15 protein-coding genes are annotated in these 14,632 nt (G+C 71.4%); 10 read left to right on the top strand and 5 right to left on the bottom strand.

What is annotated here, in order from left to right; genetic code table 11:
• Window positions 1-199 precede the first annotated feature (199 nt).
• The 6 genes from secA2 to J5X75_RS39090 all read left to right on the top strand — a co-directional run bounded on the left by secA2 (window position 200) and on the right by J5X75_RS39090 (window position 6,580).
• Complete coding sequence (gene secA2 / locus J5X75_RS39115; protein ID WP_208472771.1) at window positions 200-2,494, top strand: accessory Sec system translocase SecA2; 2,295 nt, start codon at window positions 200-202, stop codon at window positions 2,492-2,494.
• A 9-nt stretch (window positions 2,495-2,503) separates the two neighbouring features.
• Window positions 2,504-3,037, top strand: a complete 534-nt coding sequence (locus J5X75_RS39110) for a flavoprotein (RefSeq protein ID WP_372451029.1) — start codon at window positions 2,504-2,506, stop codon at window positions 3,035-3,037.
• Window positions 3,034-3,210: a hypothetical protein gene (locus J5X75_RS39105; protein ID WP_208472769.1), complete on the top strand. Its 177-nt coding sequence runs from the start codon at window positions 3,034-3,036 to the stop codon at window positions 3,208-3,210. The genes J5X75_RS39110 and J5X75_RS39105 overlap by 4 nt, the downstream gene beginning before the upstream one ends.
• Before the next feature lie 786 nt (window positions 3,211-3,996).
• Complete coding sequence (locus J5X75_RS39100; protein WP_208472768.1) at window positions 3,997-4,359, top strand: hypothetical protein; 363 nt, start codon at window positions 3,997-3,999, stop codon at window positions 4,357-4,359.
• A 71-nt stretch (window positions 4,360-4,430) separates the two neighbouring features.
• Window positions 4,431-6,323 carry an L-lactate permease gene (locus tag J5X75_RS39095; RefSeq protein ID WP_208472767.1) on the top strand — a complete coding sequence of 631 codons (1,893 nt, stop codon included), beginning with the start codon at window positions 4,431-4,433 and terminating at the stop codon, window positions 6,321-6,323.
• 86 nt (window positions 6,324-6,409) lie between these two features.
• Window positions 6,410-6,580: a hypothetical protein gene (locus tag J5X75_RS39090; protein ID WP_208472766.1), complete on the top strand. Its 171-nt coding sequence runs from the start codon at window positions 6,410-6,412 to the stop codon at window positions 6,578-6,580.
• A gap of 132 nt (window positions 6,581-6,712) precedes the next feature.
• Here the strand turns inward: J5X75_RS39090 and J5X75_RS45075 are convergent, their stop codons facing one another.
• Window positions 6,713-7,426, bottom strand: a complete 714-nt coding sequence (locus tag J5X75_RS45075) for an AraC family ligand binding domain-containing protein (RefSeq protein ID WP_307798557.1) — start codon at window positions 7,424-7,426, stop codon at window positions 6,713-6,715.
• A gap of 50 nt (window positions 7,427-7,476) precedes the next feature.
• On the opposite strand from J5X75_RS45075, the gene J5X75_RS39080 reads away from it, so the two are divergent.
• On the top strand, window positions 7,477-7,890 hold the full coding sequence (locus J5X75_RS39080) for a DUF2000 domain-containing protein (protein ID WP_208472765.1): 414 nt from the start codon (window positions 7,477-7,479) through the stop codon (window positions 7,888-7,890).
• On the opposite strand, the gene J5X75_RS39075 is transcribed toward J5X75_RS39080, so the two are convergent.
• The gene (locus J5X75_RS39075; protein ID WP_208472764.1) at window positions 7,865-8,836 is read right to left on the bottom strand and encodes an Acg family FMN-binding oxidoreductase; all 972 of its coding nucleotides are present in this window, start codon (window positions 8,834-8,836) and stop codon (window positions 7,865-7,867) included. The two genes, J5X75_RS39080 and J5X75_RS39075, sit on opposite strands and share 26 nt — an antisense overlap.
• Window positions 8,837-8,969: 133 nt before the next feature.
• Here J5X75_RS39075 and J5X75_RS39070 point away from each other — a divergent pair, with 133 nt between their 5' ends.
• Window positions 8,970-9,521: a DinB family protein gene (locus tag J5X75_RS39070; protein WP_208472763.1), complete on the top strand. Its 552-nt coding sequence runs from the start codon at window positions 8,970-8,972 to the stop codon at window positions 9,519-9,521.
• A gap of 64 nt (window positions 9,522-9,585) precedes the next feature.
• Window positions 9,586-10,164, top strand: coding sequence for a VanZ family protein (locus tag J5X75_RS39065; RefSeq protein ID WP_208472762.1), 579 nt, complete (start codon window positions 9,586-9,588; stop codon window positions 10,162-10,164).
• Here the strand turns inward: J5X75_RS39065 and J5X75_RS39060 are convergent.
• The 3 genes from J5X75_RS39060 to J5X75_RS39050 all read right to left on the bottom strand — a co-directional run bounded on the left by J5X75_RS39060 (window position 10,121) and on the right by J5X75_RS39050 (window position 13,209).
• Window positions 10,121-10,762 carry a nucleotidyltransferase domain-containing protein gene (locus J5X75_RS39060; protein WP_208472761.1) on the bottom strand — a complete coding sequence of 214 codons (642 nt, stop codon included), beginning with the start codon at window positions 10,760-10,762 and terminating at the stop codon, window positions 10,121-10,123. The two genes, J5X75_RS39065 and J5X75_RS39060, sit on opposite strands and share 44 nt — an antisense overlap.
• Window positions 10,763-10,939: 177 nt before the next feature.
• Window positions 10,940-11,818, bottom strand: coding sequence for a metallophosphoesterase family protein (locus tag J5X75_RS39055; protein WP_208472760.1), 879 nt, complete (start codon window positions 11,816-11,818; stop codon window positions 10,940-10,942).
• Between the two features lie 176 nt (window positions 11,819-11,994).
• A complete protein-coding gene (locus tag J5X75_RS39050; RefSeq protein WP_238490742.1) occupies window positions 11,995-13,209 on the bottom strand; it encodes an ROK family transcriptional regulator in 1,215 nt (404 codons plus the stop codon).
• Between the two features lie 269 nt (window positions 13,210-13,478).
• Here J5X75_RS39050 and chvE point away from each other — a divergent pair, with 269 nt between their 5' ends.
• Window positions 13,479-14,588 carry a multiple monosaccharide ABC transporter substrate-binding protein gene (chvE, locus tag J5X75_RS39045; protein WP_208472758.1) on the top strand — a complete coding sequence of 370 codons (1,110 nt, stop codon included), beginning with the start codon at window positions 13,479-13,481 and terminating at the stop codon, window positions 14,586-14,588.
• Window positions 14,589-14,632 lie beyond the last annotated feature (44 nt).

Below are 14,632 nucleotides of genomic sequence, written 5' to 3'. Positions count from 1 at the left end.
ACAGCACCCGCGACCAGCCGGACAAGGATCAGCCACCCGGCCGCAACCGGGGGGCCGGACAAGGCAATTTGTCTGGCTGGGAGGGCTGTTTCGGTGAGCTTGGGACAGATCTCGGAGGTGGTCGGGTGCTCGGCTTTGGGCCGGGGTGCGCGGGTCGGGCAGAGTGGGGCCCGACAGTTGCGCAGGTGAGGGGGACGCGGTGGCGCTACCGGGGTGGTTGGAGTCGGCGCGTCGGTGGGTGGTTCGGCCACCGGGCAGCACCGTCGATCTGGGGCCGCTGTGGGCGGCGGTTCGGCACGCCGGGACGCTGGAGAGCGAGTTCGCGCGGCTGGACGACGCGGCGCTGACCACGCGGGCCGGTGATGCGGCGGCAACCATGCGGGCGGGTGATGCGGCGGCAACCATGCGGGCGGGTGATGCGGCGGGCCGGGTCGTCTTCTGTGCTGTCGCCCGGGAGGTGGCGCGCCGGGAGCTGGGGCTGCGGGCGTACGACGAGCAGCTCGTCGGCGCCCTGGCGTTGATGGACGGCCGGGTGGCGCAGATGGCCACCGGCGAAGGCAAGACGCTGACCGCCGCGATCGCCGCCGCCGCGCTCAGTGCCGGCGGGCCGGTGCATGTGCTGACCGTCAACGACTATCTGGCGCGACGCGACACCGAGTGGATGTGGCCGTTCTACCAGCGGCTCGGTGTCTCGGTCGGCTGGGTCACCGAGAAGTCGACGGCCGCCCAGCGGCGTGCCGCGTACGCGCGGGACGTCACCTACGTGTCCGTGAACGAGGCCGGTTTCGACTTCCTGCGCGACGGGTTGTGCACCGACGTCGCCGACCGGGTGCAGCGCCCGCTCGGCGCGGTGATCGTCGACGAGGCCGATGCGGTGCTGGTGGACGAGGCCCGCGTACCCCTTGTGCTGGCCGGATCGACGCTTGCCGGACCGGATCTCGCCCTCGGGATGGCCGGGGTGGTCCGTGACCTCAGGCCCGGTGAGCATTACCTGCTTGCCGAGCAGGACCGGACCGTGCACCTGACCGCCGACGGTGTCGCCGCGGTCGAGCGGGCGCTGGGCGCCGAGCTGTACGCCGTGCAGAACCTGGACCTGCTCACCGCCGCGAACCTGGCCCTGCACGCCGAGGCGCTGCTCACCCGGGACGTCGACTACATCGTCCGGGACGGCCGGGTGGAGCTGGTCGACGGCTTCCGTGGCCGGATCGCCCAACGGCGCCGCTGGCCGGACGGGCTGCAGTCGGCGGTCGAGGCGAAGGAGGGCCTGACCGGCAGCGGTGGCGGCAGCATCCTGGCGACGATCACGCTGCAGGCGTTCCTCAACCGGTACTCGCGGGTCGCCGGTATGACCGGCACCGCCCTCGGTGTCGGCGAGCAGCTGCGGGAGCACTACCGGCTGGAGATCGCCGTCCTGCCGCCGCACCGGCCGTGCATCCGCCGTGACGAGCCGGACCGGACGTATGCCACCGCCGGGATACGCGACGAGGCCGTGATCGCCGAGGTCACCGCGGTCCACGCGACCGGCCGGCCGATCCTGCTGGCCACCCCGGCGGTCGCCGACTCGGAGGCCCTCGGCGAGCGGCTGCGGGAGGCCGGGATCGCGTGCACCGTACTGAACGCGAAGAACGACGCCGAGGAGGCCGTGATCGTCGCGGAGGCCGGCGCGATCGGGGCCGTCACCGTCTCCACGCAGATGACCGGGCGGGGCGTCGACATCCGGCTCGGCGGCAGTGACCAGCGCGATCACGACCGGGTGGCGGCGCTCGGCGGCCTCTACGTGATCGGGGTGGGCCGCCACGACAGCGGCCGGATCGACGACCAGATCCGCGGCCGTGCCGGACGGCAGGGCGATCCGGGCGGCTCGGTCTTCTTCGTCAGCCTCGAAGACGATCTGATCACGAGGTACGCGCCTGCCAAGTCACCGACGGTCGCCGACGCCCAGCGGATCGCCGAGCAGGTGAACCGGGAGATCCATCGCAACACGTGGCGCTACCACTATCTGCTGGAGCAGCACCGGGTGGCGATGGCCGACCGGCGGGAACAGGTGCTCACCACCGACCGGGGCAGCGAGATCCTGGCCGGGCTGCGATCCGCCGAACACGCGGCGCTGGTCCGTGCGCACGGCGCCGACCGGGTCGCGGCGGTCGCCCGTACCATCGTGCTGCACCATCTGGACACTGCCTGGGCCGACTATCTGGGCTTCATCGGCGAGCTGCGTGAGGGCATCCACCTGCGGGCGGTCGCCAACCTGGATCCGCTCGACGAGTTCCACCGCGCCGCCGTACCGGAGTTCCGCCGCCTGATCCCCGGCGCCGAACAGCGGGCGGCCGCCGTGTTCTCGGCCCTCGACCCGTCCGGCTCGGACTGGACCGCCGCCGGTCTGGGCCTCGACCGCCCCAGCGCCACCTGGACCTACGTGGTCGACGACGACGCCCTCGGCACCGACATGAGCCACTTCCTCGCCGGGCTGATCGACCTGTTTCGTACCAAGTGATAGATCTTGATCGTGACTGACGAGGGCCGAACCCTGTACGTGATCGTCTCCGCGGCCGGTGTCGCCGCCGACGTCGGCCGGCTCGTCACGCTCGCCCAGGCCGACGGGTGGACGGTGCAGGTGATCGCCACCCCGTCGGCACTGGCGTTCATCGACGCCGAGGCGCTGGAGGCGCGGACCGGGCGGCCGGTCCGCAGCCGCTACCGGGCGCCCGGCGACCCGCGCCCACCGCGGGCGAACGCCATCATCGTGGCTCCGGCCACCTACAACACGATCAACAAGTTCGCGCAGGGACACGCTGACAACTACGCTCTCGGCCTGCTGGCCGAAGCACCCGGCCTGGGCATTCCGGTGGTGGTCCTGCCGTGCGTGCAGACCGCTCTGGCGTCGCGGATCCCGTTTCGTACCAGCGTGGAGCAGCTCCGCGCCGAGGGCGTCCGCGTCCTGTTCGGCCCCGGCGAGTTCGAACCCCATGAACCCGGTGCTCTCGGCGACTTCCCCTGGCACCTGGCCGTCGAAGCGCTGCGTGCGGCGACGGCGTGAACGCCACCGAGCTGAGCCTGCCGCCCCGGCTGGCGGCGGCGCCGGCCGGCCACGGCTTCCTCGGCGAGCCGCGCCGCGAGGCGGCGGCCGGTGACTTCCCCTGCGCCGACGCGCTGGCCGCCCACGTGGACTGCACTCGGACGCGGTCGACCGGGTGGCCCGCTGCTGGCTGAGGGTGACCGGACCGGTGAGGCGATCGACCTGCTGCGGCCGCGGGTCGCCGACCATCGGCACACCCGGACGCTGGTGGAGATCACCGCGGGCGGGTATCGGGACGAGACGGTCGTCGCGGCCTTGCGGCCGCTGACCGGGCCGGGTGCCGACACGGGCTGCGCGGGTCGGGTCGCTGTCCGAGGTCTTTCAACGACAGGGGCGTACGGGCGAAGCTTCTGCGAGCCGCCTGCCGCGATCCGGGACACCGCCATGCCGACCACGTCGAGAAGCTCGCCGACCTGCTGGCCCGGCAGGATCCCGAGGGATGGCGCGAGCTCGATGGCGGCGACGTCGCGAAGCTCGCCGACCTGCTGGCCCGGCAGGATCCCGAGGGATGGCGCGAGCTCGATGGCGGCGACGTCGAGAAGCTCGCCGACCTGCTGGCCCGGCAGGATCCCGAGGGATGGCGCGAGCTCGATGGCGGCGACGTCGAGAAGCTCGCCGACCTGCTGGCCCGGCAGGATCCCGAGGGATGGCGCGAGTTCGCCGACGGCGACGTCGCGAAGCTCGCCGACCTGCTGGCCCGGCACGATCCCGAGGGATGGCGCGAGCTCGATGGCGACGTCGTCGCGGCTCGCCGGCTGACGGTCCACCTCGAGGAGCGGGGCCGTATCGACGAGGCCGCGGAGATCCTCCGGCGGCAGGACGACGTCTGGCCGCTGGGCGAACTCGTCGCCGCGCCGATCGGTCCAGCAAGGAGACTAGCCTCCTAGGATGATGTAGAGGGTGTGGGTTAGGTTGCGTCGGTGGATCATGATCTGAGGCGCCGGCGGCTCAGTGCCGGTGTGCTGGGCATTTGGTACGGGGCGGCGCTGTTCGGGCCGGTCGTCGCCGGGACGCTGTGGCTGGGGACCGGCTTTCTGGAGCGGCACGAGACCGATCCGGCCTGTGACGATCCGCTGGAGTGCGGCAACTGGTTCCCGGACGCCGGGGAGGTGCTGGGTCTCACCGCCGTGCTGGTGCTGCCCGGTCTGCTGATCTCGGTGCCGCTGTGGTTCTGGCTGGTCCGGCGGCTGCGGTCGGCTGTGCTCGCCGGCACTCTGGCCGCGTTCGGTGGCGGCCTTCCGGTGGCGCTGCTGGCGTGCCGGTTCGCCGGCGTGCTGGGGTAGCACGGTTCCGCTTCGTGTTGCGGTTCGCCGGAAGGGGACTAGATTGCGGCCAAGGTGATCGATGACCCTGGATGGCTGTCATGTTCGAACAGTTCCCGATCGTGACCGACCCGGTGGCCGGCTCCGTCGCCCTCTCCGCGATCTTCGCCTCGCTGCCGTTGCTGACGCTGTTCGTGCTGCTCGGTGCGCTGCGCATGCGGGCCTGGCTGGCCGGGCTCATCTCGCTCGGAGTGGCACTCGTGGTGGCGGTCGCCGTGTATTCGATGCCGGCCGGGCAGGCGCTGCTGTCGGCGAGCGAGGGGGCGGCGTTCGGCTTCTTCCCGATCCTGTGGATCGTCATCAACGCGATCTGGGTGTACAACCTGACCGTCGTGAGTGGGCACTTCGACGTGCTGCGCCGGTCGATGGAACGGGTCAGCCCGGACATGCGGATCCAGGCGATCATCGTGGCTTTCTGCTTCGGGGCGCTTCTGGAAGCCCTGGCCGGATTCGGTACGCCGGTGGCGGTGACCGTGGTGATGCTGATGGCGCTCGGGTTCCAGCCGTTACGGGCCGCCGCCGTGGCGCTGATCGCCAACACGGCGCCGGTCGCGTACGGGGCGCTGGCCACCCCGATCGTCACCCTCGGCACGGTGACGTCCGGGGCGGTGGCCGATCCGCGGCTGAACACCGACACCCTCGGTGCGATGGTCGGACGGCAGACCCCGATCCTGGCGGTCGTCGTACCGCTGGTGCTGGTGGCCGTGGTCGACGGGCGCCGCGGTGTGCGGCAGACCTGGCCGGTCGCCCTGGTGGCGGGTTTGACGTTCGGTGCCGGGCAGTTCGTGGCGTCGAACTACGTCTCGGTGCCGCTCACCGACATCATCGCGGCCCTGGTGTCGGCCGCCGCGGTGATCCTGCTGCTGCGGGTCTGGCGGCCGTCCGAGTCGCCCGACCTGCACGCCACCGCCCCGGAAGGCGGTCCGGACCGGGTTGCCGACGTCGGCGGGGGCCGGGCCGGCGAGCCATCCACCGGTGGCGAGCAGGTCGGCGTGGGCGGTCCGGCGGGCGGTTCCGCGGAGGTGCGCGATCCCAGCGCGGGCGGTCGCCCCGACGTGCGCCAGTCCAGCGCGGGCGGCTCAACCGGTGGGTCCGCTGGCGTGGGGGACCCCGCGGAGGTGGGTGGCGGAAGGGTGCCGGTGGGGGCCGGGATGGCCACGGAGGTGCGGCGGGATCCGCCGGTGGAGGTGTTCCGTGCGTACGCGCCGTACCTGATCATCATCGTGATCTTCTCGATCGCGAATCTGGGGCCGGTCAAGGAGGCGCTGGCGCGGGAGCCGTGGACGGTGGTGTTCCCGTGGCCGGGGCTGGACGTGCTGGGCGCCAACGGCAAGCCGCTGTCCTCGACGAACTTCACCTTCGGGTGGCTGCCCGCGGCCGGCACGCTGATGATCCTGGCGGGCATTGTCACGGCGCTGGTGCTGCGGGTCCGGCCGGGTGCGGCGATCAGGGCCTATGGGCGTACGTATGTGGAGTTGCGCCACGCGATCGTGACCGTGATGGCGGTGCTGGCTCTCGCGTACGTTTTGAATCAGTCCGGCCAGACCGCGACGTTGGGTGAGCTTTTCGCGCAGGCCGGCGCGGTGTTCGTGTTCCTGTCGTCGATTCTGGGGTGGATCGGTGTGGCGGTGACCGGTTCGGACACGTCGTCGAATGCGCTGTTCGGCGCGTTGCAGGTGCAGACGGCGGCGCAGGCGGGCCTGGACCCGGTGCTGCTGGCGGCGGCGAACTCGTCCGGTGGCGTGCTCGGCAAGATGATCAGTCCGCAGAATCTGGCGATCGCCGCGTCGGCGGTCGGTATGGCCGGTAATGAGGGTGACATCTTCCGGCGGGTGGTCGGCTGGAGTCTGGTGCTGCTGTTGTTCATGTGTGTGCTGGTGACGTTGCAGGGCACTCCGGTGCTGGATGGGATGGTGCCGCGATAGAGCACGAGTGGCGGCGCGCCGGGCTGGCCCAGTTTCAGCGGGTCAGGTGCCGGGTGGTGGAGCATCGGGGCCGGTTCGGGGTGGACGTGGAGATCATCGAGCCGGTGGCGGGATTCCCGGCGTTCATCGATTTCGTGTTGCTCGGTCCGGCGGGTGCCGAGGTGACGCCTGACGATTTCCCGCCGGTCGGCACTGTTCTGGACGCGCTGACGATCGACTTCATGCCGTGGGGCGAGTTGCGTCTGAGCGCCCGCTGAGGCCCGAGCCCGCGTTGATCGTGGACGTGGGGTCACCGGATCCGGGAGGCCGGCGTCCACGATCGGCGTGGGGGTGGGTGGCGGAGGCGAAGCTTCCGGGGGTGACGCCCAGGATGCGTTTGAAGTGCCGGTTCAGGTGGGGCTGGTCGTGGAATCGGCGGCGACGGTGCGCAGGGGCCGCCCGGTGAGGATGAGGCGGCGGGCCAGGTCGACGCGGCGGGAGATCAGGTACCGGTGTGGCGACATGCCGAATTCGGCGTGGAACGAGCGGACCAGGTGTGCCGGGTCGAAGTGCAGGGTGTCGGCCGCGGTGCGCAGCGGCAGCCCGTCGAGGAGGTGTTCCTCCAGCAGGTCGCGCAGGGCGTGCGCGGCGGCGCGGCTGGTCGGCCGGCCTTCGGCCGGATCTCCGAGGTGGGTGCGCAGCCGGGCCAGCGCGAGGGCGAGCAGGCCGTCGGCGGCGGGCTCGTCCCCGGGGGTACGGAGGAGGCGGTGCACCTCTGACACCGCCCGGTGCAGGTGGTGGTCGCGGATGGCGGGGGTGTCGACGGTGGCGCCGATGAGGCGGGCGGGCAGCTGGTCGGCGTCCAGGTAGAGGACGCGTTTGCGGAAGCCGCCGGGCCGGGCGGAGGTGCCGTTGTGCGGGACGCGGGGCGGTAGGACGGTGACCAGGTCGCCGAAGGCGCCGCGTTCGTGGCGGTCCAGGTCGTAGCGGACGGCGCCGTGGTCGACGAGCAGGACGGTCCATGTGTCGTGGGCGTGCATGGGGTAGGTGTGTTCGTCGAAGCGTGCGTGCAGGACCTCGGTGACGCCGTCCAGGGGCGGCCGCCAGGCGCGCAGGTGGGGCACGTCAAAAGCGTACAAGACCTGGCGGGCCGGCCGGCTCGACGATGGACGGCATGAGTTTCCCTACCAAGATCGCTGTGTTGTTGCGGGACGACCTGGTGACGTGGCAGCGGTTGAACGTGACCGCGTTTCTGGTGTCCGGGCTGGGTTCGGCGGTGCCGGAGCTGGTCGGTGAGCCGTACGAGGATGCCGGCGGGGTGGCCTATCTGCCGATGTTCCGGCAGCCGGTGCTGGTGTTCCAGGGCGGTAAGGAGGTGCTGGCGGCGGCGCATTCCCGGGCCTTGGGCCGGGACGGGATGCGGATGTCGGTGTTCACCTCGGATCTGTTCGCGACCGGTCACGACGCGGCGAACCGGGCGGCGGTCCGCGCGGTGCGGACCGCCGATCTGGATCTGGTGGGCCTGGCCGTGTTCGGGCCGCGTAACGGGGTGGACCGGGTGGTCAAGGGTGCGGTGATGCATCCGTGAAGCCGTAGTGGGTGGTTTCCGTCTCGGGTCGCCGTGGGGCGGCCGGGGGTGGTCCGTCGTCGGCCGGGTAGCCGAGGCGGACGACCAGGTAGGGGTGGCCGGTCGTGCCGATCAGGGTGGTGAGGATGGTGCGGGGCCAGGGGGCTTCGACGAGTTCGCTCATCGGGGAGCAGGCGACGCCGCGGACGGTGGCGGTCAGCAGCAGGGCGGAGAGGGCCTCGCCGGCGCGTAGCCAGTCGTCGGGGCGGTCGCCGTGCAGGACGACGTAGCGGGCGCCGATGTCGGAGGTGGCGGGCGAGGCGGAGAAGCCGCCGCCGGTGGCGTCGGGTGCGAAGTCGCGCATCGGGACGCGGCGCGGGGTGGCGGTGGCGGTGGTGGCCGCGGGGATGCCGTCGCCGCATGCGGTGGGGCGGTCGGTCCAGGTGGCGACTTCGGCGCGGAGTCCGGGGCGGTGGGCGGCGTCGGAGGCGGCGCGAGAGGTGGCGGCGGCCAGCAGGGGGAGTTCGTCACGGCGTACCGGGCGAAGGTGGAGGCCGTGGGCGGCGACGGCTTTGCGCAGGTCGGCGATGATCTCGTCGCCGGGGGTCTGTGAGCCGAAGGCTCGCCGGTCGGTGCGGCGGTGGGTGATGGCGGCGGCGAGGTCGGTGTGGCGGGGTGTGTCGGGCGGTCCGAGGGTGAGGCGGGCGAGGGGGTCGGTGCCGCGTTCGACGGTGACCTGCCGACCTTGTGCCTGGATGGCTACGGTCGCGTGGTGTAGTGCGGCGCCGCAGCTGAGCAGCAGGAGACGGTGGTCCGGGTCGAGGTACGGCAGTGACCTGGAGGTGTCCGGGCGCAGTTCGGCGGTGTGCCGGCCGATGTGCCACTGCCAGGGCTGGGTGTTGAGGATCGACGGCGCGTGCCGGGCGAGGCGTGCGGCGTGTGCGAGGACTGCCGTGCGGGACGTCATGGTTCTCAGGGTGGGCCGTCCGGTGCGGTGGTGGCAGGGGCGGAGGTCCCGTCCGCGTCGTGGTGCCGTTGGGTGGCCGGTCGGTGGGGGATGTCGCGTTGTTGTGCCGGGTGGGTGCTGACAGGCTGCGGGTATGGGTGATCAATGGGCGGGGCAGGGTTTCGGCTGGCAGAACATGTTCGTGGCGCCGGAGGAGGATCCGCGGGACGAGAGCAGCCTCTACGGGGAACGTGAGGTTCTGGCCGGTTATCTGCGTGCCCAGCGGCAGACGCTGGAACTCAAGTGCGGGGGTTTGACGCCGGAGCAGCTGGCGTTGCGGTCGGTGCCGCCGTCGGAGTTGTCGCTGCTGGGGCTGGTTCGGCACATGGCGGCGGTCGAGCACAGCTGGTTTCAGCGAGTGATGCAGGGCGACGAGGGGCCCCGGCCGTTCCGTCCGAACGGGAGGCACAGCGAGGAGTTCAGCTTTGCGGTGCCGGCCGATGACGACGTGGAGGCGGTGTTCGGGGAGTGGCGGCGGCAGTGCGAGGCCGCCGACGCTTTCATCGGCCGGACCGATCTGGACGTTCGGGGGCAGGGTGACGTCGAGCTGCGCGAGGTGATCGTTCACATGATCGAGGAGTACGCGCGGCACAACGGTCATGCCGATCTGCTGCGGGAATGTATCGACGGCCGGCGGGGTCAGTGAGGGTTTCGTGAAGGTTCGGTGTGCCGGGTCGCGGTGGGTTCGGGGCCGCGCCTAGGTTTCGATCATGAGTGCGGGGGACTGGTTCGGGTCGATCACCGGGGTGGTGGCGATCACGGTGATGGTGCTGCCGCTGGTGGTGCTGGGAGTGTGGTGGCTGGCGCGCCGTCGGCGGGCGGCGGGTGCGGTGTGGCCGTGGCGGCGGTCGCTGGCGCAGGTCGGGATCGTCTACGGGACGGTGCCGTGGGTGTGGATGATCCTGACGCCGGGTGGCCGGGCCGGTGAGGTTTCCGGCCGGGTGAGCCTGGTGCCGCTGCGGGACCTGGTGACGATCCTCGCGGGTGGGTGGCTGACCATCGTCGTGCAGGTGGTGGCGAATCTGCTGGTGTTCGCGGCGGTGGGCCTGTTCGGGCCGTTGCTGTTCCCGGTGCTGCGGTCGGTGCCGCGGGTCTTGGTGGTCGCGGGGGTCGCGTCGTTGCTGCTGGAGGCCGCCCAGTACGTGTTGCGCCTGGACCGGGTGTCCTCGGTGGACGACGTGCTGCTGAACGCGGCGGGCGCCGGGCTGGCGGCGGTGTTGTCGCGGCGCTGGTGGCCGGGCCCGGTTAGCGGGATGCCAGCCAGGGGTGTCCCGGATGGACCCGGGTGAGCAGGCGGGACAGGGTCGCGCGGCGGGCGGGTGACAGCAGCGGCAGGATGCCGTCGAAGTCGTCCTGGTCCTTGGGGCGGCGGTGTTTGGCCTTGAAGAGCAGTACGAGTTCGGGCCGGAGGTAGGGGATTCCGTCCGGTGTGTGCTCGATGATCTCGGGGTAGGGCAGGCGGATCGTCTCGTCGCGTCGGCAGATCCAGGTCGGGCCGTCGTGTGGTTCGCGGAAGACGTCGACCAGGTAGTCGTCGGTGGCCGGGTCGCGCAGCCACGTCTGGTGGGTGGCGTGCAGGGCCTCCGGTGACGGTGACCGCCAGATGCGGGCGTCGCCGACGGCGTCGAAGGCGTACCCGGGGAACCGGTCGCGGATCTCCGGGAAGCGGGCGGCCGGTACGGCGATCTCGAGGTCGGAGTGTGGGCGGGTCTGTTCGCCGCGGAACAGGTCGAGGGCCCAGCCGGCCGCGACGCACCAGGGTGCGGTGACGCCGGTCAGGCGGTTCGCGATCTCGGCGGGTGTCCAGCAGCGGGCCCAGCGGGCCTCGAGGGTTTCGAGGTCGCCGGGGGTGACGGGGATGCCGCCGCCGGGCAGTGGGTCGTTCACTCGCCGAAGATAGCCGGTGTCACCGTCCACGCCGCCGGTCGCGCCGGGTGGGTGAACGCGGGAGATCTTGGGCGTTGAACCACCGCCCGCGGTGGCAAATCGTTCAAGATCGCGAAGATCAGCGCGGGTGGCGCGGGCCGCGCCGCCGGCGTGGCCGGCGTGGGTGGTGGGGGTGGTTTACGCCAGTTCGGTGATTATTCGGGAGAGGGTGGCGGTGTCGGCCTCGTAGGCGGTTTCGCCCTGGTGGGGGTCGCGGGCGTGCAGGGTGTGCAGGATCGGGGCGGTGGGGACGGACAGGTCGGCCAGGGTGGCGGAGGCTCCGCGGACGGCGCGTTCGGTGCCGGGGGTGGCGGTCAGGTCGATGCGGTTGACCACGCCGGGGGTGACCCAGGTGGGCACGCCGCCGAGCAGGCCGAAGATCTGCAGGTGGAAGTGGCCGCAGAGGATCAGGCGGACGTCGGTGCCGGCGATCACGGCGGACAGGGCGGCCGGGTCGCGCAGGCCGAGGTGGTGCTGGACGGCGACGCCGGGGACGGCGATCGGCGGGTGGTGGAAGGCCAGGACGGTGCCGTGGGGGGCGGGCGTGGCCAGCAGCCCGGCGAGCCAGTCGAGTTGGGCGGTGCTGATCCGGCCGGAGCCCTTGCCGGGGACGAGCGAGTCGAGGGTGACGATGCGGTGGCCGGCGATGGTGGTGGCGGCGGCGCGTTCGCCGGTGGGGGAGTCGAGGTGGTCGGTGGGCCGGGGCCGGCCGTCGGGGCCGAGGTGGCCGGTGCCGAGGATGGTCGTGAAGGCGGTGCGTTCGTCGTGGTTGCCGGTGGTGAACAGGGCGGGGATGCCGCGGGGGCCGGTGAACTCGGTGATGATGGCGCGGGCGTCGGTGTAGGCCTCGGGGGAGCCGTCGTCGGCGATGTCGCCGGTGATCACGAGGGCGTCGAGGCCGGGGATCTGGCGGCAGTCGTGCAGGATGCGGCGCAGGGACTCGCGCGGGTCGACGCCGGTGCGGTGGGGGCCGGGGTCGCGGGTGAGGTGGGTGTCCGACAGGTGAAGGATGCGCACGTTCACACGCTAGGCGGCGCCGGGATGGCGGCTCAACGGGGTTTCCCGCAAGCCGGACCACCGATCTGCGCCCGGCGGGCGCGGCACGGGCGCGCGTGGGCAGGTGCTCGCGGGGAGCCGGCGGGACGGCCGGGGGTGCGCTCGGTGGCGGCGAACGTCGTACGAGAAATTGGTCTTCAGCGGTTGAGCCAGCGCAGTGGGTCGCCGATGACGTCGTGGATGACCGAGCGGGCGGCGCCGATGGCGGGGGCTTCGGGGCCGTAGGTGGCGACCTCGACGGTGGGGCGGGCCCAGGGTGCGCCGAGGAACTGGGTGGCGACCTCGCGTTCGACTTCGGGGGCGATCCAGGGGGCCAGGTCGCGGTAGATGCCGCCGAGGACGACGTGGCCGAGGTCGAGCAGGTTGAGGCAGCCGGCGAGGGTGGCGCCGAGGACTTCGCCGGCGCGGGTGAGGGCGGCGAGGGTGGCCGTGTCGCCGGAGCGGGCGCGGTCGGCGATGAGGGTGATGGTGGGGCGTACGCCGAGGGCGGTGCCGGGGTCGGAGGAGACGCCGGCGGCGCGCAGGATGGCCTCCTGGCCGGCGTAGCGTTCGAGGCAGCCGCGGCGTCCGCAGGGGCAGGGCGGGCCGTCGCGGTCGACGGTGAGGTGGCCGATCTCGCCGGACCATCCGTGGGTGCCGCGGTAGAGGTGGCCGTCCAGGACGATGCCGGCGCCGACGCCGATCTGGCCGCTGACGTAGAGGTAGCTGGCGCGGGCGCGCAGCAGGCCGGGTTCGGAGAGGGCGGCGAAGTTGGCCTCGTTGTCGAGCAGGCCGTGCACGTCGGCGGGGAGCACCTCGGTGACGGCGAGGTCGCGCCAGCCGAGGTTGGGGGCGAGGGTGACGGTGGCCCGGTCGCGGTCGACGATGCCGGGGACGGCGATGGCGCTGCCGCAGAGGGTGAGTTCGTCGGCGCGGGCGGCGGCGTGGGCGGCGCGGGAGAGCGTGTTGATGCGGTCGAGGATCTCGGCCATGGTGTGGCCGCGCTGGTCCTCGGCGACGACGTGCTTGTAGCGGACGGCGCCGGTGAGGTCGACGACGCAGACGGCGGTGTAGTCGACGTTGACGTCCACGCCGAGGCCGGCGGGGCCGTCGTCGCGCAGGGCGAGGGCGGTGGCGGGCCGGCCGGCGCGGGTGCGTGGGGTGGCGCCGGTCTCTTTCACCAGGCCTCCCGTGATCAGTTCGTCGACCAGGCTGGAAGCTGTGGACCGGTTGAGGCCGGTGCGGGCCGCGATGTCGGCGCGGGAGATCTGCCCGGAGGCTTCGGCGACGTGGCGCAGGGCCAGTGACAGGTGGGCGGCGCGCGGGTTGACCGCGGTCGTGTCGTGACGTCGTCGGACGGTTCCGGCGTGCATGGCGGCTCCTCTCACGCGTCGTGCAGACACCATAGCGGTCCGTGCAATTCGGGACCCGCGCGGTTATGTCACCAGGCCCAACAAATACGATGGTCACTCTGGGTTAGGCCTAACGGCACTTAAGCCCGTTTTGGTCACGGGGAGTGTTACGCAGCCGTTACGAACCCCCGCGTGAAAGATGATCGCGATGGCCGTATGTTGTGCCCAGCAACAAATCGAAGCTTCGGCGGCCCGCACTTTGGCGGGCCCGATAGAAAGGAGACGTCGAGGTGTCCAAGAACTTCCGGGTCCTCGCGTCCGTCGCGCTCGCCGCTTCGCTGGCCGCGACCTCCGCCTGCAGCAACACCCGTGACGAGGAGGCCTCGTCCGGCTCCTCCTCCAACCTGATCGGCATCGCGATGCCGCAGAAGAGCCTCGAGCGCTGGAACAAGGACGGCTCGCACCTCGACGAGATCCTCAAGAAGGCGGGCTACGAGACCTCGCTGCAGCACGCGGACAGCGTCGAGCAGCAGATCACGCAGATCCAGAACATGATCAACCAGAACCCGAAGGTTCTGGTCGTCGCCTCCATCGACGGCACCGCGCTGGCCCCGGCGCTGGAGAAGGCCGCCGAGAAGAAGGTCAAGGTCATCGCCTACGACCGGCTGATCAACTCGACCCCGAACGTCGACTTCTACGCGACCTTCGACAACTACCTGGTCGGCAAGCTCCAGGGCCAGTTCATCGAGGAGAAGCTGGGCCTCAAGGACGGCAAGGGCCCGTTCAACCTCGAGGCGTTCGCCGGCTCCGCCGACGACAACAACGCCAAGTTCTTCTTCTCCGGCGCGTGGGACGTGCTCAAGCCGTACATCGACAGCGGCAAGCTGGTCGTCCCGTCGGGCAAGAAGCCGGCCACCAACGAGGAGTGGACCACCGTGTCCGTCCAGGGTTGGAAGACCGAGACCGCGCAGTCCGAGATGGACAACCGCCTGAACTCGTTCTACACCGGCGGCAAGAAGGTCAACGTCGTCCTGTCCCCGAACGACTCGCTGGCGCTGGGCATCGCGCAGTCGCTGGAGAGCAAGGGCTACAAGCCGGGCGCCGACTACCCGATCATCACCGGTCAGGACGCCGACCTGGCGAACACCAAGAACGTTCTCGCGGACAAGCAGTCGATGACCGTGTGGAAGGACACCCGCACCCTGGGTGACCAGGTTCTGAAGATGGTCGACGCCATCGTCAAGGGCGGCACCGTCGAGACCAACGACACCAAGACCTACAACAACGGTGTCAAGGTCGTCCCGTCGTACCTGCTCCCGCCGGTCGTCGTCACCAAGGACGACGTCAAGACCAAGCTGGTCGACTCCGGCTTCTACACCGCCGACAAGCTCGGCCTGTAAGCCTCCCGTAGCCGGGCCCCGTCTCCGGGGCCCGGCTTTTGGAA

It is taken from the genome of Actinoplanes flavus (genome assembly GCF_017592555.1).
Lineage (GTDB): Bacteria > Actinomycetota > Actinomycetes > Mycobacteriales > Micromonosporaceae > Actinoplanes > Actinoplanes flavus.
This window is presented reverse-complemented; position numbering and strand designations above follow the sequence as displayed.